At 37.0% G+C, this 24188-nt stretch carries 16 protein-coding genes; 7 read left to right on the top strand and 9 right to left on the bottom strand.

Annotation, left to right across the window (positions count from 1 at the left end; translation table 11 throughout):
• Window positions 1–27 precede the first annotated feature (27 nt).
• The 4 genes from NY607_RS22500 to NY607_RS22485 form a co-directional block, all read right to left on the bottom strand.
• Window positions 28–570: an NADPH-dependent FMN reductase gene (locus tag NY607_RS22500; RefSeq protein ID WP_048394950.1), complete on the bottom strand. Its 543-nt coding sequence runs from the start codon at window positions 568–570 to the stop codon at window positions 28–30.
• A gap of 63 nt (window positions 571–633) precedes the next feature.
• On the bottom strand, window positions 634–1251 hold the full coding sequence (locus tag NY607_RS22495; RefSeq protein ID WP_131522348.1) for a nitroreductase family protein: 618 nt from the start codon (window positions 1249–1251) through the stop codon (window positions 634–636).
• A gap of 69 nt (window positions 1252–1320) precedes the next feature.
• A complete protein-coding gene (locus NY607_RS22490) occupies window positions 1321–2304 on the bottom strand; it encodes a ring-cleaving dioxygenase (protein ID WP_131522349.1) in 984 nt (327 codons plus the stop codon).
• Window positions 2305–2354: 50 nt separating this feature from the next.
• Entirely contained in the window at window positions 2355–2789 is a 435-nt protein-coding gene (locus NY607_RS22485; RefSeq protein ID WP_131522350.1) for a MarR family winged helix-turn-helix transcriptional regulator, read from the bottom strand.
• A gap of 152 nt (window positions 2790–2941) precedes the next feature.
• Between NY607_RS22485 and NY607_RS22480 the strand changes: the two genes are divergently transcribed.
• On the top strand, window positions 2942–4936 hold the full coding sequence (locus tag NY607_RS22480; protein WP_259420399.1) for a catalase: 1995 nt from the start codon (window positions 2942–2944) through the stop codon (window positions 4934–4936).
• A 47-nt stretch (window positions 4937–4983) separates the two neighbouring features.
• On the opposite strand, the gene NY607_RS22475 is transcribed toward NY607_RS22480, so the two are convergent.
• The 3 genes from NY607_RS22475 to NY607_RS22465 all read right to left on the bottom strand — a co-directional run bounded on the left by NY607_RS22475 (window position 4984) and on the right by NY607_RS22465 (window position 9062).
• Entirely contained in the window at window positions 4984–5457 is a 474-nt protein-coding gene (locus NY607_RS22475; RefSeq protein WP_259420398.1) for a YusW family protein, read from the bottom strand.
• Window positions 5458–5553: 96 nt separating this feature from the next.
• Entirely contained in the window at window positions 5554–7761 is a 2208-nt protein-coding gene (locus NY607_RS22470; RefSeq protein ID WP_131522353.1) for a YcdB/YcdC domain-containing protein, read from the bottom strand.
• A 128-nt stretch (window positions 7762–7889) separates the two neighbouring features.
• A complete protein-coding gene (locus NY607_RS22465; protein WP_481817318.1) occupies window positions 7890–9062 on the bottom strand; it encodes a glycosyl hydrolase family 18 protein in 1173 nt (390 codons plus the stop codon).
• 604 nt (window positions 9063–9666) lie between these two features.
• On the opposite strand from NY607_RS22465, the gene NY607_RS22460 reads away from it, so the two are divergent.
• Together NY607_RS22460 and NY607_RS22455 are read left to right on the top strand one after the other, a co-directional pair.
• Window positions 9667–10086 carry a hypothetical protein gene (locus NY607_RS22460; RefSeq protein ID WP_237898774.1) on the top strand — a complete coding sequence of 140 codons (420 nt, stop codon included), beginning with the start codon at window positions 9667–9669 and terminating at the stop codon, window positions 10084–10086.
• A gap of 12 nt (window positions 10087–10098) precedes the next feature.
• Window positions 10099–15189, top strand: coding sequence for a DUF4132 domain-containing protein (locus tag NY607_RS22455; protein ID WP_259420397.1), 5091 nt, complete (start codon window positions 10099–10101; stop codon window positions 15187–15189).
• Window positions 15190–15234: 45 nt separating this feature from the next.
• On the opposite strand, the gene NY607_RS22450 is transcribed toward NY607_RS22455, so the two are convergent.
• On the bottom strand, window positions 15235–15966 hold the full coding sequence (locus tag NY607_RS22450; protein WP_237898776.1) for a hypothetical protein: 732 nt from the start codon (window positions 15964–15966) through the stop codon (window positions 15235–15237).
• Window positions 15959–17296 carry an AAA family ATPase gene (locus NY607_RS22445; RefSeq protein ID WP_131522358.1) on the bottom strand — a complete coding sequence of 446 codons (1338 nt, stop codon included), beginning with the start codon at window positions 17294–17296 and terminating at the stop codon, window positions 15959–15961. Before NY607_RS22445 ends, NY607_RS22450 begins: the two co-directional genes overlap by 8 nt.
• A gap of 149 nt (window positions 17297–17445) precedes the next feature.
• On the opposite strand from NY607_RS22445, the gene NY607_RS22440 reads away from it, so the two are divergent.
• The 4 genes from NY607_RS22440 (at window position 17446) to NY607_RS22425 (ending at window position 24141) form a co-directional block, all read left to right on the top strand.
• The gene (locus tag NY607_RS22440) at window positions 17446–17907 is read left to right on the top strand and encodes a hypothetical protein (RefSeq protein ID WP_131522359.1); all 462 of its coding nucleotides are present in this window, start codon (window positions 17446–17448) and stop codon (window positions 17905–17907) included.
• A gap of 525 nt (window positions 17908–18432) precedes the next feature.
• Window positions 18433–20181, top strand: a complete 1749-nt coding sequence (locus NY607_RS22435) for a methyl-accepting chemotaxis protein (RefSeq protein WP_131522360.1) — start codon at window positions 18433–18435, stop codon at window positions 20179–20181.
• A 136-nt stretch (window positions 20182–20317) separates the two neighbouring features.
• Entirely contained in the window at window positions 20318–23488 is a 3171-nt protein-coding gene (locus NY607_RS22430; protein WP_259420396.1) for a non-ribosomal peptide synthetase family protein, read from the top strand.
• Complete coding sequence (locus NY607_RS22425; protein WP_259420395.1) at window positions 23485–24141, top strand: 4'-phosphopantetheinyl transferase family protein; 657 nt, start codon at window positions 23485–23487, stop codon at window positions 24139–24141. Before NY607_RS22430 ends, NY607_RS22425 begins: the two co-directional genes overlap by 4 nt.
• The last annotated feature ends 47 nt before the right edge of the window (window positions 24142–24188 follow it).

The raw sequence follows: 24188 nt of genomic DNA, 5'->3' as shown, positions 1-24188 counted from the left end.
ATTGTATACTTATGGGTTAGAATTTAATTAAACGTATTTTTTTGCCCAACTTAAGAAATTATCAATGACTACGTCAAGGAATTTCACTGTTCCTTCATCAGTTAAATTGCCTTCTTCATCAAATTTAGTGTGAACAGCACCAATATAAACGTCATTGCCGCTAAGTAATGGTGAGTTAATGCCTGGAGAGAATAAGATATCACGTAAATGTAATTGTGCTTTTACAGTACCTAAGTTCCCCATTGATGCACCCATAATGATGGATGGTTTGCCAATCATTACTTTATCTACACGAGATAGCCAATCAATAGCATTTACCATAACCCCAGGCACTGTACCATTATATTCTGGTGTAACCCAAAGCACAGCATCTGCAGCTTTTACTTTTGCTTTAAAATCAAGAACTGCTTGTGGAGCCTCATTTTCAATATCTTGATTATACATTGGTAGGTCCTTTAGGCTTAATACTTCAAGATCTAACTTTTCTGTATAACGTTTTTGAATAAATTGAGCTAATTGCATATTATAAGATTCTTTACGGATACTACCTACGATTGCTACTACCTTCATGATGTTTCCTCCTAAATGTACATTATTCATAGTATTTGTATAGCTATTGTATTTTATACCATTTCAATAATAAATGGCAAATTCTTCAACTGGCTTGCGATACCCACGTAATCGACGACTGCTTTCTTTTTCTTTCCCAATAGTAATCATTAAGGCTATTTCATGTGTTTCTGGCACATTGAAAAGCTCACGCATTTTCTGATTATCAAAGCCAATCATTGGGCAAGTGTCCCAACCACGATTTTTCGCAGCTAGCATGAATAACATTGCAGACAGAGAAGCATTACGAATGGCTTCATCTTTCATGAATCCTTCACCGCGATCCTCATAAAATCTTGTATTCTCTGCTACAATATCCTCTAGTTCGCCCGCTGTAATTATGCCTAAATCCACCATGCCCTGGCTTAGCTCAGCAGTATTTTTATATGCTTCCTTGTCACCTAGTACAAGAATTACACCTGAAGCTGAATGTACTTTATATTGACCATATGCTGCCTCTCTCACCTTTTCTTTCATATCCTCATCCAGCACAACAATATAATTAGCATGCTGTAGGTTAAATGCTGAAGGGGCAAGCTTAACATCCTCCAAAATAGAGCGTATATCTTCTTCAGTCATCTTAACGTCCTTGATAAAATTATTAGCAGAGCGACGCTTATCAATCAGCTTGGAAAATTCCATTTTTTATCCCCCAATACAGTTATGTATACATCCAGTAGGGCTTTTCTTTCCCAACTGGATGAAATGGTATTACTCATATTCTTTATCGAACATAATGGAACTTCTTACAGTGTCAATCGGACGAACAAGACTTTCAATCTGTTCACGTTTTGGTTCTAAAAACGGTGGTAATGACAGTTTTTCTCCTAATGTTTCATATGGCTCATCGCCCATAAATCCTGGACCATCTGTAGCCAATTCAAATAAAATCTGCGGAGCTACTCGTGCATACAATGATTCAAAGAAATGACGATTTACATAGCCAGAAGTGTGGAAACCAAAACTTTCAAAGCGTGCAGTCCATTCATCTAATACCGCACGATCCTCTACACGAAAGGCAGCATGGTGTACAGTACCAAAACCTTGACGAGCAACGGGTAAGACTGTATTGTGCTCGACAATAATCTGGGCGCCATTTCCTCCATCACCTACTTCAAATAAATGGAAGTCTCCTTCTTCTGCAATCTCTCTAAAGAGCATTACCTTTTCTAATACATCTTTAAAGTATTTAAAATTAGCGACACGTACAAAAACTGGCCCTAAACCTGTAATGGCATACTCAAGTGGGATGGGGCCATCCTGCCAAGGTGTACCTGCTGCCACACCAGTATTGTACTCATCAGAAATTAACTGATAGTGCTGCTCATCAAAATCTACGAAAGATAGTGTTTTCTTACCAAATTGTTCTTTCATACCTGTATGCTTCACATTTAAACGATCAAAGCGCTTTATCCAATAATCTAAAGCAGCATCCGTTGGTACACGGAAAGAGGTCTTTGAAATTTCATTAGTACCATGTACACCCTTTGGGATATTAGGGAAATCAAAGAACGTCATATCTGTACCCGCACTACCCTTATCATCTGCAAAGAATAAATGGTATGTTTGAATATCATCCTGGTTCACTGTTTTCTTTATTAAGCGCATTCCTAAAACATAGGTAAAGAATTTATAATTTTCTTCAGCACTACTTGTGATAGCCGTTACATGGTGTACACCTTTTAAATGATTCATAATATGCTCCTCCTATATATCTCGATATCGAGATATATATTTAAAATTTTTTATTGGTTAGTGGCGTTCTTGCCAACTTTTTTAAGTGATAAAATCATGTTGTCCAGCTCCTGAGCTTCCAATACTTCAAATATCTCATTTATTTTCTGTTCATGCTTAGGGAATATTTCCTCCATCAAAACCTGTCCCTCAAGCGTTAGTAATACATACGTAACACGACGATCTTTTGGACATGCCTTACGGTACACATAGCCCTTTTGCTCGAGCTTATCAATCACATAGGTAATACTACTGCTTGCAATTAATATTTTTTTACCAATCATTTGAACTGGTTGTTCTCCATGATGATACAAAAATTCAAGAACCGAAAATTCAGTTGGATTTAAATCGAATTGAAGTAAATCTCTTTTAGTTGCATCTTGAATCGTTTGATATGCTCGGAACAAGACCGTAAATGCTTTTAAGTTACGATTGTTTTGCTTCATACGACTCCCTCTTTTTACTTCGAATTTAATTATCTTTAATTCGAGATAATAATAACATATACATTTTTAAACAGCAAACAATTTGTTTCTTCATGTTTGCCATCTTTTCGTTCGGGTAGAAGGTAGTTGTAACTTATAAAGGAGGATTCTAAATGAAAAAAGATGTCAATCAAAAACAACAACAGCTAGAAGCATTCCGAGTAAGTGATAAAGATCAACCTCTCACAACCAATCAAGGATTAAAAATATCGGAAGATGAGCATTCACTAAAAGCAGGTGAGCGAGGACCCACTTTACTAGAGGATTTTCATTTCCGTGAAAAAATGACTCACTTTGACCATGAACGAATTCCTGAACGAGTAGTACACGCACGTGGCTCAGCCGCTCATGGAATTTTTGAAACATATGAATGCGCAAGTGATATTACAAAGGCACAATTTTTAAATGGAAAAGGAACTAAAACCCCTGTTTTTGTCCGCTTCTCTACCGTTGCTGGATCTAAAGGCTCTGCAGATACTGTTCGTGATGCACGCGGCTTTGCTACTAAGTTTTATACGCAAGAGGGCAATTATGATTTAGTTGGAAATAACATTCCAGTGTTTTTTATTCAAGATGCTATTAAATTCCCCGATTTTGTACACGCTGTAAAGCCCGAACCAAATAACGAAATTCCACAAGCACAAAGTGCCCATGATACATTTTGGGATTTCATTGCAAATAATCAGGAGTCTGCTCATATGGTTATGTGGCATATGTCAGATAGATCGATTCCACGAAGCTATCGAATGATGGAGGGCTTTGGTGTTAATACTTATCGCTTTATCAATGCCGAAGGAAAAGCCCATTTTGTTAAATTTCATTGGAAACCTGTACTTGGGGTAAAATCATTAGTATGGGATGAAGCACAAATCATTGCTGGGAAAGATCCCGATTTTCACCGCAGAGATTTATGGGAATCGATTGAACGTGGGTATTTCCCAGAGTGGGAGCTTGGTGTGCAACTTATTCCCGTTGAAGATGAATTCAAATTTAGCTTCGATATTCTTGATGCCACGAAAATATGGCCTGAAGAAGAAATTCCAGTACGCATTCTTGGGAAAATGACCTTGAATAAAAATGTGGATAATTTTTTTGCAGAAACGGAACAAGCCGCATTCCATGTCGGGCATGTTGTGCCAGGCATTGATTTTTCAAATGATCCTTTATTACAAGGTCGTTTATTCTCCTACACCGATACACAGTTAATACGACTGGGAGGACCTAATTTCCATGAGCTTCCTATTAATAAACCAATTTGTCCATTTCATAATAACCAACGAGATGGCTATGGCCGACAAACCATTAATGTGGGACAAGTTAGCTACCATAAAAATTCCTTAGCCAATAATACACCACATCCTGTTTCTGAAGAAGATGGTGGATATAAGCATTATGAAGAAAAAGTTGAAGGGCATAAAGTACGTGCACGTAGTGAGAGCTTTAAAGACCATTTTTCTCAAGCAAGATTATTCTGGCTTAGTATGACAGATATTGAGAAAAAGCATATTATCGATGCCTTTAGCTTTGAACTTGGCAAAGTAAAAAATAAAGCGATTCGAAAACAAGTTGTAGACATGTATGCTCATGTCAGTTACTCACTTGCTTCAGCTATCGCTGAACGAATTGGTATAGTTCCACCTGTAGAAGTGGAAGTACCACATATTCAACAAACTTCTCCTGCTGTTAGCCAAGTAATCAATGCAAAGGAAAGTGTCAAATCTAATAAAGTAGCTGTAATTGTTACAGAAAATAGTGGTGAAAAATTAAATGAACTTATTGCTACATTTTTAAGTGAAGATATTGTAGTTGAACTAGTAAGTAATAAACAAGGCATAGTAAGCGGCTATGAAATTCACGAAACATTTGCTACTACCTCCTCAGTTCTTTATGATGGGGTTTATGTTACAGGAGCCTTTCAGAATTCCTACGAACAAGCAAAAGCAGAACAGTTTATTGAACAAGCCTATCAGCACTGTAAAACAATAGGTTATACGGAAAATGTTTTATTTTTACAGCATATAGCCAATAAACATGGGGTTGCAACCGATCCAAAATCTTTTGTTCATGCCCTTGCTAAACATCGACATTGGGTTCGAGAATGTAAATGAAAGAAAAGCCAGCTAACTGATTAAATCAGCTAGCTGGCTTATTTTTATTATTTAATTCGTTTAAATTCCTTTTCATTGCCGTCTACAAATTCGACATCTACTTCAATGGATTGATAGTTATCTTCAATATTGAATACTTTGATTACTTGATCAATCACTTCATCATTAGATGTTGTAGAATCAAAATTCAACTGCTTAAATAACGGCTCTAATTTAGTATAAGCTTCATCGCCCTGCAGTTTTTCTTGTTTTCGATCATCTTCTAATTTTGCTTCTATTCCTGTTTTTTTATCCTCATATTCTACCTCATAAGACTCCGTTGCAGAGTAATCAACATCTAAAGAAAACTCTAAAAAATTAAATGTCACTTGGTCAGTTGGCGTCTCACCAGTCTGTTGAGTAGCATTCTGATCTGCTGGAGCGTTTGCAGGCACATCTTTTACCTCATCCTTATTACAGCCGTAAAGAATAACAGTCATTAAAGAAATCACTAAAATAAATTTCAATTTCAATTTATTCACTCCTTTCTTTACTTATTATTTCCCCATTCTTCTACAAACTAACCTAAAAAGGGCATCTCCTACAATTAAGGAGATACCCTCTTCATGGAATGCGACTTAATAATAGAAGTTACGATCCACTTTATTTTCTTGAATAGCTTTGGCTAAACGAACTGTTGAAACAGCCAAATCGGCATATGACACACTCTTGGTAGCATTAAAGTTATTTTGCTGTGTATCTATCAGACCCATCCCATTTGCTATTGCTATATAGCCTGTATATGCTGGATCAATGGACGCTGCATCCGCAAAGTTTAATTTGTAAATATCCTTATACTTTGCAACATTCTCCAATTGCATTGCTTTAACAGCCCATACCGCTAGCTCTTGACGAGTCAATGATTCATCTAAAGCGAATTGGTTTGCTGGCTGTAAAATTCCCATTCTTACAGCTTGTTCAACCACTCCATATAATGGATGATTTTTATCGATATTGCTGAAGGTTTGCTTTTCACCATCGCCACTACCAAAATAGCCATATGTTAGAGATTTTAGTAGAATCTTTAATGCTTCTCCCTTTGTCACAGCAGCATCAGCATTAAAGTTTGCTATATCTTTTACCTCTAATACATTTTGATGTAAAAGATAATTTAATTCATTGGCTGCTGTTGGGTGTGAAATAGATGGTTTTTCTTTTGAGTCATCTACCTCATACAACCATTCACCAGTAATTGCATCAATCTGATTAACTAAGCTACCGTTGTAAGTTGGAGCATAGACTAGATCATAATGTTGTTTACCTTCAGTAGCTTGTTTTATATATTGTAGTTGTAATGTAAGGGCCTTACTATATGCTTCTTTTGCTTTATCAGCAGAGATTACCTGATTAAGAGAAGGCCAATTATTAATCTTTTGTTTATTAACATTCAGTGAACGTAATGACCCATCAGAGCCAATACCTACGTTTATTTCATCTCCAACAACCGCAATCCCGTTTACGATGCGTGGGAAGGAGAAGTAATAATCTTTACTATAATCATCATGGACAGGATCATCAATTGGCATCGAATACTCATGTAAATAGGATGGAGCCCATTGCTTTAAGTATTCAACAGCCTTTGCCAATGCAGCATCCTTAGAAATAGTATTTGTTTTGTCAGTGTTTGTAAAATCTCTCTTTAAATCGTGGTACTGCACGATTTCGCCTGTTGCCTTATTCATTTCGAAAGAGGTACCAGAACCACCATTATTGTACATATACGTATAATTTACTGTATAAACTGTTTCACCATTGTCATTTTCTCTTTCATCAACCATATCAATCGTGAGCTTCGCCTTATCTTCATCAACCTTTAAGAAGTTTTTAGCAAATTCCTCCACTTCTGCTACTGTCATACCACTTTTTCTTGGTGGTAATTGCTGTGAGGATATTTTCTCAGCGCTTTTCGTCTTTGGAACTTGGGAAGAGAAGCCATTCGTTGTTTGCCATTGGCCCGTTAAAGCATGTACACCATTAAATCCTGTTGCTGGCATATAGACAAGCTTCACATTACGTTGATCGCTAAAATAGTCAACGTAATAACGAAGTTCAACCGCTAAGTTATCACTTACTTGTGCAACAATTTCTTCCTCATTTTTTTTCTGGCTTGAGTTATCAAATGTTGCTTTACCAATTGATTCTGTATTTCGATACATTCCTGTTATTTGACCATTAGCAAGAACATCTATAGTGATACTTTGATCGCCAATAAGCACTCCATTATAGGTTGGTGAATAAACAAATGAGTAAGTAATTGGTTGTGATAATGGACGATTGATGTCATTGTAATAACCGAAGCCATCTTCACGGAGTTTATAGTTTTCTATTTTCGCAAATTTTCCCAGGAAGTCTTCTGCAATTTTTTTGGCTTCATTCTCTGAATATTTTGCAGGATATACTGCTTCAGCGATATTAGCTGGCTGATAATAGAAATGTTCTAACTCTAAATCTTCACCTTTAAATGTAAAACCACCATAGACATCTTTACCATTTACAGTTTTATGGAAGTTTAAATCATAACGGACCGTTGTATCTTCTCTAAAGAAATGACCGCCACCAGAACTAAATTCATTATCAGCTACAAATTTGAACTCTTCAGGGAATAGTGCCCGTAACTTGTTAATTAGCATACCTTTTGTCACTTTTGTCTCTGTAGCAGCTAACTGTATTGCAATACGCTCCGAAGGTTCTTTCACATTTGCAGAAGCTTGTGAAACGGGTGCTAGCACTCCAACAGAAAATGCGGTAGTTGTTAAAATAATACCTAACTTTTTTAATTTACCCAAAATATCCCTCCTAAAATACTATTTAATATAATTATAGTATATTTATCCATAATTAGAAATGAAATTTACAGATTATTTCCTCTTTGAAGAAAATACATTGGGTAATCTGTCCCTTATACTTCATTATCTTATTTCTTTACCACATCAAAATTCGCACCAATTAACACCCAATTCTGAGGGAATGGTAGTCCTAATTTCCAATACCCAATACCACGAAGATTATATTGTTTTATAAGATTGAATTTAGCTTGAATAGATCTAGCATCTTCAAACCACACCATATGTGCCCTACCTTGCTCATCATAGTATTCAAAAAATGGCGCTTGGGCTCTCCAATCATACTGAATCGCTGCATTATAACGTTTAGCAATCTCAATGGCTCGCTGAGGACTAAGTGCTTCTGCAAAAGGTCCCCCCTGGACAAAAGGTAACGTCCAATCATATCCATATAAATTTTGCCCCAACAGAATTTTGCTTGCCGGTATTTCACTAATCGCATATTTTACAACAGCCTCTACCTCTGGGAGAGGTGAAACAGCCATTGGTGGGCCTGCTGAATATCCCCATTCATAGGTCATGAGTAAAACAAAGTCCACGATTTCTCCATGTGCCTTATAATCATGTGCCGCTGTCCATGGCCCTCGCTCACTATCACTGGTTTTTGGCGCTAATGCCGTAGACACTGTGTATCCTTGAGCATGGAATTTTTCAACAGCTCTTCTTAAAAAATTGTTATAGGCTTGTCGTTGATCTGCTGGCAAATTTTCGAAGTCAAAGTGGATATCTTTAACATCCCCAAGTCGCTTTGCTTCTGCAAGAATATTATCAAATAGTAAATCTTGAACAGCTGTACTTTGAAAAATATCTCTCGCTAATTCACCACTAAAACTAAAATTCTCCAAATTAGAAATAACCATTGCCATTGATGCTCCCGTATCATTTGCAATTTGTGTCACACCTTGGCTTGGTGGCCTCTGTAAAGTACCATCACGCCTAGCCTCATAGCTAAATAAAGCTAAATATGTTAAATTAGGACCCGCTTCCCTCGCTTGATTCAAGAGTGCCTCACTAACTGATGTTCCTCTCGGCTCTAAATAGGCTAATGTTTCTGCCCTTGTTCTTGGTGGCTGTGGGATGTATAATCTCGTTCCAACTGCTAATGGTTGATTGGGATTAATACCATTTACTTGTGCAAGTGTTACATAATTAATACCGAAACGTTGGCCAATTGACCATAAGCTATCACCTGGCTGTACATAATAAAAACTTCCGACAATCGGGATTACAAGAGCTTGCCCCACAACTAAACGATTTGGCTCTGGAATTTGATTGGCATCTATAATGCTCTGAACCGTAGCCCCATACGCCTGTGCAATTCCCCATAAAGACTCGCCAGCCCGTACAACGTGTATTTGAATGATTTTGCCTCCTTCTAGCTTGATAAAATCATACCTATAAAGCTTATGAAATCAGAGATAAAAAGATGTCTTTCAACAACTACACAAAAGTAGACCACTATATATAGCGGATGAATAGTATGCTGTATTATGTCACCTATTTAATACTAATGAGAATAATCTTCGTTTACGAGATTTCATGAAAGAATTTTCTTTTAAATACGTATGTCTAAAAAGTTACCTGAGTAATATATTCTGCTTCTTCACCGTTATTAGAATAAAAAAACGCAAAATGATACTTATCTTGACAACAATAATCGTACAAATGTTCTATTTTCCGCATAATCTTCAGTAAATTTTCACCCACTTTCTACCCTACCAATCAAGTGTAGCAGGCTACTTTTTGTTACACTTTTCCCAAACTTTTTTACACAACTAGCGTCATATGCCTTATTCTTTTCACTGTTCTCACTCTTGTATAATGAAATTATTGTAAGGAGGTGTTAGATTGCGTTTATTTTACCAGCAAAAAGTAATCGGTAAGAAGTCTCGTAAACTTGAAAAATTTCCATTTTCAATTGAAGAGCCTGTCATCACGTTACAAGATTTACTTGTTCAGCTTGTTACACAGCAGGTACAACAATTTAATGAAAAAATGGTAGATACACCACTTCATCTATATTTAACGGATCAGCAATTAGTAGACGCGGCCCAATATGGCAAAGTACAGTTTGGAGAAAAGAAAAGGGATACTGTACAGTCAGTGGATCATGCTATTTCCACAATGCTTCAAGCCTTTCAGGACGAACTGTTCTTAGTCCTTCATAATGAAGAGCCTTTAGATTCTCTTTCTACACCATTAAACATACAGGAAGATGATGTTTTTACATTTATTAAACTTACTATGCTTGCAGGACGAATTTGGTAGGAGGGATTTTTGATGACACTTTCACATGAACAAAAGACACATTTTCAAACTTTAGCTGATTCTGCACCTATAGCGATACAGCCTTTAGCAGCCGCACTGTTAAAATACATGGACAATAGAGATTATGACATTGAACCACTTATAGCTGCTCAGCAATATTCCTCACTTGGAGAGCTATTTAGTGGACCACTATTTGAAGTGCTTACCTTGTTTTCTTCACAAGAACGTGCACTCAAGATCAAGAAACTAGCATTACATTTTGATGCTACAATGTTTCAAACAGATGCTTTACGTCGATCCTTTCGTTCATCTCAACCAGTACAAGACCATCTTTTTCAATGTTTACAGTTAATAGAAGAGATGCTGACATTTGAGGAAATTACTTTGCAGGAGTTATTAACGAATCATCGCCAATATGAGCATGGCACTTATCCAAACTATAGCTCCTATGTCTTGAAGAATGAAAATGTGAAAGTCATGGGTTTTAATGTTTTTGAACAGTTGCTCGCTGAAGAACTATCATTAGAAAACTCTTCCATCGAAGAAGCAGTAGAGAGTATTTTATTTGATGAGCATCAAAGTAGCTTTTTCGGTCATCCATTCATTCGAGGTATTTTCAAGTCAAGTAATCGTCGTATGCATGATGCACTTGGTAAACTCTTAATAGCAGCTGCACGACAAGAAGGTTTACGACAGGCAATAGTAGAAAATATTGACCATGGCAATCTAGATGCACAGCTCAACATGATGAAGCTTATTCAGGAACATCGCCTAACACGCTTCTCCTCTGTAATTCGAGCAGTCGATACTTGGATGGGACTTGGCTATAATAGCTTCGAAAATCAAAAAATAACAGAGGAAGTTCTTACATTAGCCATCCACGCAATTGAAGAGGACAGCTTTGTTGAGCAATTGTTAAAAAGTGAACGTACAATTGATATTTATGTTGCATTATGGGCTACTGCTACAAAGGACTATACGAAGTTAAATGACCTTGTAACAAAACTCTTAAAGCGTGACAAGCATATCCAACTTACAACGCTTGCCTTTTTGAAAAACTTATCGAAAATCTCCTTTACAGCGCCATTTGTGAAGGATTTAATCTTATCAACAAAAGATATTGAGCTGTTTGCCTTTGCATGGGGCAATTTTCTTTATGCTAATCACCATATTAATAGTGAGTATGCAAGAGACAATGAATGGGCGCAAATCCTTCAAACCTTCATGCAAGAAAACACACAGCTACAAGGGATTGAATACCTCTTATTTGAACAGCTTGAGTGGGCAAAGAATGAAATTACGAAAGATGGACTTATCATTACAGGCAAACCTCTATCCTTTGTCCATGTCCATTTGTCATTAGAAGATTTAATTTCAACACAAATTATTTTAGCGCACCATATACAAGACGAGGCATTATTCCAACGGATTATTGAGCATGCTGATTCTTACTCACCATCAAGTAGAATCGGACTACTGAATATTTATTGTCTTGACCCTGTCACAGAAGGTCAACGTGAATTTTTATTTAATTCTTTACGGGATCGCAGTTCCATCAATCGTTCTCTTGCGTTAAAGAAAATACATGCTCTAACACCAACAGAAGAAGAAATAGCAAAAATTGAAGATCTTTTAGCTAATAAATCAGGTGCACTTCGTAAAGAGGCTATTTCACTCTTAAAAGTTCAACCACAGAACCATCTATTACAAAGTGCTGAAAGGCTGATAAAAGATAGTAAGCAGTTAAAGAGACTTGGAGGGCTTGAGTTACTATTAGAAGCCTCTAAGGAATACAGCTTAGCAAGCGAGCAAATTACAGCTTTATGCTCCTTATTACCAAAAGTAACTAAAAACGAGCAAGTGTTGTTAGAGCAATTAATTACAAGGGATGTCCCTGAGTATAACGAGAGTAATGGCTTTGGCTTGTATACGCCACATCCCCCTATTCAATACGGCTGTATTTCGGATGGAGCCATTCAAATGAATGATGTAGAGCCTTGGCAACAGCTTGCTCCACTTTATGTACAGGCACCTACACCTTTTGAAAAATTCTTTCAATATGATGTTGATAAGTTATTATCTAAGCTAGAGCAGCTTATTCAACTTTTAGATAAACATGCTGAACTAGAATATGAAACATACCAATGGAATGACACACCCATTAGCACTACATTAGGACAAAGATATAGTGTAATGGCAACTAAATCGGATAATCAACGACATGCTAGTCTTGATGCTTATCCTATCCCCGAAGAAATTATTCAATGGATGAAGACAGCATTATTTAGTAATGAGGACTTAGCCTATTTTAATTTTTATCATAGTCTATCAGAATACCCCTCTGCTCATGATCTTTCCGAAGCAGCTCATACACTAATTAAACCGTTCTTCCAATACAAAGATTTAAAGGTACGTGTTGCGCAATTTAATTCCTTGAAATATGACGATACAATTCAACAGATTTTCTCAGTGCTATCCCAAGACATCGACAAAATCTCAGGTGATACAGTGCTACATCAGGAAGCACTTTCATTACTACAAAAGCATGCACCCGAATTTAATCGCTTCGAACAGGCAGTGGGCATAATATTACAGCTATTCAAACAAATCCCTGCTGATCAGTGGCAACTTGATGTTCGAGAGAAGGGTTATTATTACTATCGTTCCACTTCTACCATTATCGATTTAGATGTCATTGAGACATTTGTTGATCGATGCTGGTCTGATTACGCAACCTATGGTGAATATGTAAAAATGCTAGCTATCAATGAAGAGCTAACAAAGCGTATGAAAAATGAAAGCTATAAGCCAAACGTCTACAATTTATCTTTATTCCAATATTTAGACGCAATGAAGGTTGGTTTATTTACGCAAGATCACTTATTTGAGGCCATCTTTACCAATACGCTCGCTTCAGAAATATTTAACGAGCCAACTAAATTACAAGAACGCTATCAACAGTCATTTGAAGATTTAACCGATTTCTTTACTATTCGTGAACAAGCAATTGAACGAATTTTAGCCATAGAGCTAAAACGTGGTGATACGCCTACTGCTGTTACAAAGCTTGCTAGTAGCATTTCTTATTTTGAGGGTATTGATTATTTCTTACAGATTCTACAGGCACTTGACGGAGAAAAGCTTGCGCGAGGATATATTTGGCAGGCAGAAACGAAAAAGGATGTATTCTCCCGATTGCTAACTAACTGTTACCCCAAAAAAGAAGAAACAGCGCAGCAATTAAAAGAAGCATGGCAGAAAACAGACATTTCTAAAGAACGTTTAATTGAAGCTATGATGTATAACCAGCATTGGATAGACCTTGTCAGTGAAGTAATTGGCTGGAATGGATTAAAAGAATCAGCCTGGTATTTTATTGCTCACACAACAGATTCATTGTCCGACTATGCCAAAGATCAAATTGCCCTTTTCTCTAGCATCACTGCTGAGGATTTCCGTGATGGTGCATTCGATTTAGCTTGGTTCCAAAGCGCCTATCAAACACTTGGGGCTAAAAATTTCAAAATTGTCTATGATGCTGCAAAGTATGCCTCAGAAGGAGCGAACCATCGTCGGGCACAGCTTTATGCCGATACAGCTATCGGTAAGCTCAGTCCAAAACCGTTAATGCAAGAAATTAAAGATAAACGCAATAAAGATAAACTGCGCGCACTTGGTCTTATCCCTTTAATAAAATCAGATGACAAAGACGCCCTGACACGCTATCAATTTATTCAACAGTTTTTGAAGGAAAGTAAGCAATTTGGTGCTCAACGCCGCGCAAGTGAGGCTCGAGCAGCAAGTATCGCTCTAGAAAATTTAGCGCGCAATGCAGGGGATGGAGAAGCCACTCGCTTCACATGGCGTATGGAGTTATCTGCCTTTAACGATATGAAGCATTTATTTAAAGCACAACAAATCGAACAAATTACAGCCCATCTACAAATAGAGGATGATGCCTCTGTAGCTATTATTGTTGAAAAAGATGGTAAACGCCTAAAGAACGTTCCTGCTGCATTAAAAAAGCATGCTGATATTGTAATCTTGCAGGAAGCCCGAAAAGACTTACAAGAACAATATAAACGAGCACGCCCAGCTCTTGAGCAAGCAATGGAATTAGAAACTGTATTTTCGATCGAGGAGCTCATTCATTTATTGGCCCATCCGATCCTAGCTCCACTTTTACAAAAACTAATATTTATCAGCGATGATTACGTTGGAATGCTTACACCACAAGGCTTACAGCTTCTATCGGCTGACATTGTGGACCTTGCTCCTTCGTCCTCTATAAAGATTGCTCATCCTTACCATCTTCTAGAAAGTGGTCAATGGAGACAGTGGCAATCCTATATGTTCGAGCACAAAATACAACAGCCATTTAAGCAAGTGTTCCGTGAGTTATATCTCATCAATGCTGATGAAAAAGCACAGAAACAATCATTGCGCTATGCAGGACATCAAGTAAATCCTTCACAAACAGTAGCCTTGTTGAAAACACGTGGCTGGCAAATCAGCTATGAAACAGGACCACGTAAAGTATATTATAAGCAAAATATTGTGGCATCCTTGTATGCACAGGCAGATTGGTTTACGCCAGCAGAAATTGAAGCACCTGCAATCGAAGGTGTTTACTTCTATGATCGACTCACAGGCAAAAATATCGTTTTAGATAATATTCCAGCTGCGATATTCTCTGAGGTTATGCGAGATATTGATCTTGTTGTCAGTGTAGCTCATGTTGGTGGTGTAGACCCTGAGGCAAGTCATTCTACTGTTGAAATGCGCAGTATTATCGTAGAAGAATTGGCTAAATTATTGAAGCTAAACAATGTGGAAGTGAAAAAGCACCATGCTCTCATAGAAGGTAAGCTAGCAAGTTACTCCTTACATTTAGGAAGTGGTGTGGTGCATCAAATAGGCGGTTCCATGATCCCGATTCTTGCTGTACCTTCTCAGCATCGTGGACGAATTTTCTTGCCGATGGTGGATGATGATCCGCGTACTGCTGAGATCATGTCCAAGCTTTTATTATTAAGTGAAGATACAAAAATTAAAGACCCTGCCATATTAACTCATATTCGAAGCTATGAGCAAATGCGCTAATTTAACACTAGATAAAAACAGGTGACGTATTTCGTCGCCTGTTTTTTACTGTACATCTGTTTTAATCATTTCAAATAATAGCGGTACATTCGTGCCTCGTTGCAATGAATGACAATCCTCCATTAAAAATGACCAACTTTTCTTTATCTTTTCCCTATAAGGCAACTCTGAACTGACCGGTAGGTATGCGCTTAGGTATTCCTCAATCGTGCCTGACAGATTGTCCATAAATTCATCTGCTTTTTGCATTTTTTCTGTAGGGATTTCATTGCGCTCATTCCATAAGACATGCTCTAAATTCGTAGAAAAATAAAATAATTGATAAGGTACTTTCATACGGTTAATGCTAAAGTGGTCGTTGGCAATCAAAATTCTAGCATTCTTAGCCTTCATATCATTACGTTGTTCTATTTGTTGTTTACGTTTATCTGACTTCACTAAAATAGCATCCTCTGTATAAAATAAGTTTTGCTCGATAGTCTCATCTATCTTGACGCATTCTGGTGCGATAAAGCATCCATCTGCATCTGTAATGTGAACAACAGCAGTTAAATCATTGGCTAAAAATTTATATTTTTGAAGATAGCTTTGAATCACTCGTACAACACTGTTTTTAATATTGGGGATCCGTTTGTGTGCATCCCACTTTGTTAAAATATCTTCACGTTGCACATCAAAGCGTATCGTCGAATTCGCAAAATGAGTATCTAAATAATCCTCTAAAATAATTTGCTCTGTCTGCCCTTCCACAATAATTAAAAGTACTTTTTTAGTCATGTTGAACACCCGCTTTACGAAAAGCACGCTTTATTTTAAATGTTTTGGTTTCCTTATATATCTCTTCGTCCTGTCCACCAAGTTGGATAGCACGTAAATAGACATCTCTAGCGTTATTCACTTCTTTAATACCTTTTAGCTGCATATAACGGTGATGTTCATTTGTTGTCGTAAACCATAAATTTTTAATAGCTAGCACCTCTAACACACGTAGATTATGGGATGTAAAAATAAGTTGCCCTTTTCCATCCTCATCTATCACTGTTAACAACTCGCCCAACAAATATTCAAATACACCTGAGTCTAATTCATCAATCACTACACATGCATTCGGATTATTGTATACAGCAATTAATACACTAAGAATCGAAATGATCTTTAAAATTCCCTCTGACTCTGTTCGTAGCGGTAATTCCCGCTCCCCACGCTGAGACAAAAATTCAAAACGAATTCCCTGCTCACCATTGTCCATCATTTGCTTTGTAATGATATTAATTTTAATCGTCAAACCAGGAATAATTGCTGAGAGCACTTGATTACTTTGTTCAATAACTTCACATAGAGCATAGAATGCATCCTCTGGTAATAAAGCTGGTCCATTTAAATCATAGGGAATAAGGCCTCTTGTTTTCTCTAAATGAATACTGAATGGCATCATTCGTTCTTCAAATAGTGGGGCAATATTTTGATTATTAACAACATGTAAGTCCCGACTAAAATCGACGGCAATATTTTGTAGCAACTGCATTTCTAACTCAGAAAGTCGTTCCTTTAATAATGGCTTTATATCTTTATGGAATAGAAATGACATATTTTGTTTTCTTGCTAGCTGTTGAATAACCAGTAATTGAATTCGCGCTTGTTCACTCAAATCATCCAGTTTCGATTGACGGATTTGTACATCCCTCTCCGTCACAGCCACTAAAACCTTTGATCGCTTCCCTTTCGTGTTTTCTCGATAGGTAAGGCGCTCCAACGTAGTATATAGTCGATACTGATCCTCCTGTAGTTCCACATAGTAATTCACAAAAAATGTACCGAATTGATTCTGAACTAGAAATTCTACATCCATGCTAGCTGTTTGCTCGCCTGCTAATATAAGTCGCTTCTTTTGAGAGGGCAACTTCACTTCAGCAAGCCATCCTGATAGAAGTGTCTTCAATAAACTAAATGCATCTACAATGGTTGTCTTTCCAGAGCCATTTTGTCCATATAGGCCAACAACATTCGCTTGTAGAAATGTCTCAAAATTTACTGCGAGTACAATTTCACCCTGTCGTACATTTCGTAAATTTTGTATGTTTATTTTTTTTATCTTAATAATTGCCATGTGCTAAACATCCTTTTAGCTTTTTCCCTTATTATAATGAAATTTGTTTTATTTTATAACAAATTAGAACTTAAGCATCCATAGCCTATAGCCTATGACAAAAATCGCAATAGGCATATGTTAGAAAAAATGAAGAAAGGTGTGTTTCATTGGTTTATCCTAGATTAGCCCCTGAAGATTTTAACAGTCAATTTCGCCCAGGTATGAAAATATGGGTAACACTCCCTACTGGTACTTATTCAGGTACATTAATTCGGACATTTGGAACTGGAGGAAGAACTGCTGAAATTCAGTTAGATAATGGTCAAATTGTGACTGTGGATGTTAGTCAAATCACTGCTGCAGGTACAGGAACACCTCCTGGTAGTTCCTATCCGCCGCCATACCCACCACCATATCCACCATATCCGCCTCAACCTTATCCACCGCGTCCATACCCACCACAGCCTTATCCACCGCAACCTTATCCGCCACGTCCATACCCACCACAGCCCTATCCGCCCCAACCTTATCCGCCACGTCCAGGGGGGCAATATCCTGGTTTCCCACCACCATTAATACCAGGACTCCCTAATATTTTACCGGGTATATTTGGTAATCCACGGCCATAGCAACAACTAGAAAAGGTTATTTCTTTATTTAAGAATAAAGAAATAACCTCTTTTCATTTTATTCCCATAACAAAAATAACCAAATTTCTTTACACATAAGACATGACAAAATAAGTAAAAAGCCCTAACAAGGAATTGAAAATTGGTATTTCAGCCAAATTTTTAATCAACTGAAAATAAGTTAGATATGAGCATACTTCTTTTTTATACTAGGAAATGTATAGCTTTTTGTAAAAATTTAACCTAACAATAAAAATACATAGACTAAAAAACTATATATTAACTATTATTCATAGAGATCATGACTTGAAATAGTAAGTTTTCTGGGTTGTGAATCAATTTTTTTGGCAGTATAGTAGTTAAATGATAGGGGATAAATAGATTATTTTGCATTTATAAATAGTTTACACGCATCTGGACTTCTACGAATAACATCAACATCTTCAATGTGTAGTACATTGACTGAATTATCCATTTATAGTCCTTAGCTTGAAATATTCGCTATATCATATTAGGAGGAAAAGCATGAAAACACGCAAGAAGCAGCAAATGTCTATTAGTAAGAAATTAACTGCAATAGTAGTGAGTATTTTATTATTATTTGGATTAGTTACTTTAGGTCTTTCTTATTATATAGTAAGAAATAGTAATTTAACAGACATGAATCAATCTCTTTCTGACAAAGGCATGATCCTAGCCAAAACCATTGATATTACTACACTAAAATCGATATTAGAGAATCCTACAAATAGTAATCCCGATGCTCTACGATTAACTAGTGAAATGGATGCAATCAATGATAATTCAGATAGCATTACCAATCTATTTTTAATTACAGTTAACGGTGAAAATATTAATGCACCTGTTCTATCATCTAGTATACTTGAACTAGGGGCAGAGTATAACCAAGATATGATTGCAATGGGTTTATCTCCAGATTTCCTAGCAAGAATTAAAGAAGTTTTTGATACAAAAAAAGCAACAGCAACAGATATTTATAGCGATGAATATGGTAGCTATAAAACAGGCCTTACACCAATCTTGGATGAGAATGGGGACATGCTGGCTGCTTATGCCATTGACTATGACGTATCAATGGTAACAGGAAAAGCGATGTCTGAAGCCCTATGGACGTTATTAGTAACGGTTATATTCTTAATTGGTTCATCCATTGCTGTTTACACTCTTTTAAGAAAAAAATTAACACCGATTCAACAACTTTCTTTACAATCTAAAAAAGTCGCAGAAGGTAATTTAGAGCTTGAACCATTACCAGTTACTTCAACAGACGAAGTAGGAACGCTCACACAAAATTTTAATTCTATGATTGATAACTTAAAAAATGTTATTAAGAGTACAACGAATGTTTCTGAGCGTGTTTCAAACACAGCCAATGTTTTATCTGTAAATATGCAAGAAGCTTCCGATTCATATAATAATGTAGCATCTTCTATGCAGGAGATTGCAAGTGGCGCTGATCTTCAAGTACAAAAGGCAAAAGAAAGTACAATTACCATTGAAGAAATGAATATTGGTATTCAACGTATTGCTATGACGTCCAATCAAATTTCAGAATCCTCGATTTTAGCATCAGAGGAAGCTGAAAGAGGGAATGAATCGACAAATAAATCTGTTGCACAAATGAATGCTATTAGCAAAGCTGTTAATCAATCTGCAGCTTCTGTTAAATTACTTGGCGATCATTCCAATAAAATAGAAGAAATCGTAGGAATCATCACAGGGATTGCTTCACAAACCAATTTACTTGCATTAAATGCAGCTATCGAAGCTGCACGTGCTGGGGAGGCTGGTAGTGGCTTTGCAGTGGTTGCTGATGAGGTACGTAAACTTGCAGAGCAATCTGAGGCATCTGCAAGAGAAATTTCTACACTTATTTCGCATATCCAGCACGATACAAACGAATCTGTAAATATCATGGTTCACGCTGTAGAAGAAGTAGATCATGGTATTGTCATGATCAATGATTCAGAAAAATCATTTAGCCAGATTTTAACTTCCATTCACCATGTGACAGGGCAAATTCAAGAGCTTTCTGCAACAATTGAAGAAATGGCAGCTGGTATGGAAGAAGTAACATCTGCCGTAAAAGATATGGAAGACTTTTCAGTCAATTCAAAGGACAATACAAGAGCAGTAGCAGCAACTTCTGCCTCTCAATTGAATACAGTACAACGAGTTTCTGAAGAAGCTCAAGTATTATCCGAGCTATCTGATGAATTAATGAATGTTGTTAATACCTTTGTAGTGAAATAAAAAATGAAAGGGCTGCCCTTATTAAGGAGAGTTATGTCCGTTAGTTTCTCACAGATCGATTCATTACTGTGGACCTAATGACGATAATCGCTCCTTCATAGGTGTCGGCCCTTTTCTAAAATAGGAGTTGTCATAATTGAATCATAAAAAAGAATTTGATGTACACCCATCACAGAATAATACGCTTTCTTTTGACCAACAAACACTTCAATCCAATAGTACACAATTATTAAACAGAGAAGACTTACTCGCATATCAAACGTTAAACCGTACAATAGCTGACTACGATCAAAACACCACAATACCTGACGTATTTTATCAGGCAGCACAAAAATTTGCGGAACGAATCGCATTATCCTATGGAGGTGGAAAACTTACCTACCGTCAGCTAAATGAACAATCCAACCAAGTTGCTCATATGTTAGTTGCCAACGGTCTACAAAAAGGAAACTATGTAGCGATAGTTATGGAACGCAGTAAAGAAACCGTCATTAGTTTGTTAGGTATCCTGAAAGCTGGTGGAGTTTATGTTCCCATTGATCCGAGCTATCCAAAAGAACGTTGTCAGTACCTATTAAACGATACAGGTGCTCCATTTATCATAACGAAAAACGAACATACAGCTCTACTGAATGATTTTATACATAATGATTCCCAAACACGCACAGTGTTCACAATCAACCAAATGGAGCAAGGATATTCACAGGAAAATATCCAATGTGAACTTCTTCCATCCGATTTAGCCTATATTATTTATACATCTGGTTCAACAGGTAAGCCAAAAGGCGTCATGCTTAAGCATGAGGCTGTCATTAATTTAATAACAGATAATCAACGAATCTACCATTCAACTAAAGAAGATGTTTATTCCCAGTTTATTTCTTTTAGTTTTGACCCTTCTATAACAGAAACCTTTACTGCTTTATTTTCAGGTGCAAGACTTCATATGCTTACAAGTATAGAGCGTTTGTCCATTGAGGCATTTGCTGATATGATCGACCGTGAGCAAGTAACGACCGCTACTGTTCCAAATGCTTTCTTTACACAGCTAGCTACACATTTACCAGTAAGCTATAGAAAAAAGCTTTCGACATTAAATTATTTATCTGTAGGTGGTGAAGCCCTATTGCCTGCCATTGTTCAAAAATGGCAAGACAAATTTGGACTCTCTACAGAAATTATTAATGTGTATGGACCAACTGAATGTACAGTATTGTCCTCCTATTTTAAGGTGAAAAGTCAGATAACAGACATGCAATCTAGTATCCCTATTGGTAGACCAATCGCCAATTATGAAATGTACGTTATTAATACGGACGATCAGCTATGTCCCGTTAATGTAATCGGAGAATTATGTATTGCTGGTGCTGGTTTAGCAGCAGGTTATTTATATCAGCCTGAAAAAACAGCTGAAGTATTTGTACCTCATCTATTAAAGCCAGATCAAAAAATGTATCGAACAGGTGATTTAGTTCGACTATTGCCAACTGGTGTCATTGAATTTGTTGGACGTAAAGACTCTCAAATTAAAGTAAGAGGCTTCCGTATTGAACTTGGAGAAATCGAAACCGTATTGAGCAATCATACGAGCATTCAGGAAGCTGTGATCATTGCAAAAAAAATGGCTGATGGGAATAATCATTTATTTGCCTACTATACGGTGGCAAGTGGGATGCAGCTTGAGGAGAATCTTTTAAGGGACTACTTAGCAAATCTTTTACCAGATTATATGGTGCCAGAGCAATTTATTGAATTGCAAGAAATGCCATTATCCCCTACAGGAAAAATTGACCGAAAACACTTAGCTTCATTGGAATTAACTTTATCACGCAGTATTACATATATTGCCCCAGAAAATGATACACAGCGTATGCTTGCTGCTGCATGGGAATTTGTACTCGGTATTGAGCCAATTGGCATTCACGATAACTTCTTTCATATCGGAGGGCATTCGCTAAAAGTGCTCGAGATTCTTGTACAAGTGAAAAAACATATACCATTCTTAAAGATTCAGGATTTCTTCCAATATCAAACAATTGCTGAACTGGATCATTATATTCGTCATTATCAACCAGAAGCCATTGAAGATCAAGACGAGCCAGCTAAAAGCATTGTATTCAAGGACTTAATGGAGCCTAGTCCTCTAAAAGTCTCCCAAAATGTGAAGCCCTTGCCAATGACATCGGTATTACTAACAGGTGCTACAGGTTATTTAGGTAGTCATGTATTATATGAGCTATTAGCTACAACAACTGCGCACATATATTGCCTTATTCGACCAAGCACCCAAACTACGATTGAAGATAAACTAAGAGAGAGTATGCAATTTTATTTTGGCAATACTATTGCTCAGCAGATGAAAGATCGTATTACTGTTATCCAAGGTGACTTAGGGAAGCAACGACTACACTTATCTGATAAAGATGAAAAAATCATTATGAAAGAAATTAATGCTATCATTCATTGTGGTGCAGATGTACGTCATTTTGGTGCAGCTGATCATTTTAATAATGTCAATGTGAATGGAACTCGCTACTTGCTTGAAATAGCCAAACAGAAACCAGGTGTGCATTTCCATTATGTATCGACAATTGGCATTCCAGAGGAGCTAGCCGCCATACAATGGGGACCAAATGAAGCAAAAGGTAACTTCAATTACAATGTTAAGCTTGATAATGTTTATACTCAAAGTAAGCTAGAAGCAGAAAACCTTGTTCGAAACGCTGTACAGGATGCAATCCCTGTCTCCATTTATCGTGTAGGAAATTTAAGCTGTCATTCTGAAACAGGTAAATTCCAACGTAATATCGATGACAATGCCTTTTACCGTATGATTAAATCAATGCTTTATTTAGGTAAAACACCTACCGCACAATGGCATGTTGACTTCACACCAATCAATTATGCTAGTCAGGCACTTGTTTCTTTGGCAAGCCAGCCAGCAACCAACGGCCATGTCTTCCATTTATGTAACCCTGTATCGCTTACTTATTTAGAATTAATCGATATGCTTAAGGAAATTGGTTATGACCTAACAATTGTGTCAACACAAGAGTATACAGATTGGCTATTAAATGGTGATCATTCAAAAGATGTACAGGAATATTTATCGTTAGCCATTGCGCAGCTTGAAGGTGATGGAGCAAGTGACTCCCCATTTATCTTCAATTGCAAAAAAACGATAGAATTTTTAGCTCATACCAAGATTGAATGTGCGGCACCAAATAAAGCCTTTATTTACAGAATGATTCAATATGGCATTGATACAGGCTACTTTCCTGAGCCAAAACAAGTCAATATAAGATGATAAAACAAACTATACAGTTATTTGCACTTCCTCTAGGAGTACAGTTAGCACCACCAGAACGGGATGCTTTCCTTAAAGTACTCCCTTTTGAGGTGCAAAGAAAAGTTCAGCAATACAAGCGCTGGCAAGATCAGCAAAGAGCGTTGCTAGGTAGCACTCTTATTAGATGGGCACTCCTTCCCTATATAGATGACGTTCTGTTACAACTAGCTCATAATGAATTTGGGCGCCCTTATATTGCAGGACACCCTCATTGGCAGGGAGATTTTAATCTCTCTCATTCTGGGGATTGGATAGTGTTAGCAGTCACCACTATCGGACGAGTCGGCATTGATGTTGAAGAAATAAAGCCAGTGAGTGAAGATATGATGATATATGCGCTTTCTGAGACAGAGCGTCAATTGGTCTCTCATCAGCCTTTACATGTTTTTTATGAGTTTTGGACTTTAAAAGAGGCTCTTTTTAAAACAGGCTTATTGCCAATCCTATCGCCATATTTGCTTGATACCACCAACATAAAAAAAACAAGGAAAGACCTTTTTACCCAATTACTCTATCTCGATCCGCAGCATCCTGTATCCGTCTGCGGGAACAATGAAAATTCTAAGTTAATAACCACAATATTAAATAAAGAGCAGCTTCTACAGCCATAACAATAATTATTCCTCCGTATTAAGAAAACGCTGCCCTAACGTGTCAT

This window comes from Lysinibacillus sp. A4 (assembly GCF_024919535.1).
Taxonomy (GTDB): domain Bacteria; phylum Bacillota; class Bacilli; order Bacillales_A; family Planococcaceae; genus Lysinibacillus; species Lysinibacillus capsici.
The sequence above is the reverse complement of the archived record's forward strand: the minus strand, read 5'-3'. Positions and strand labels throughout refer to the sequence as shown.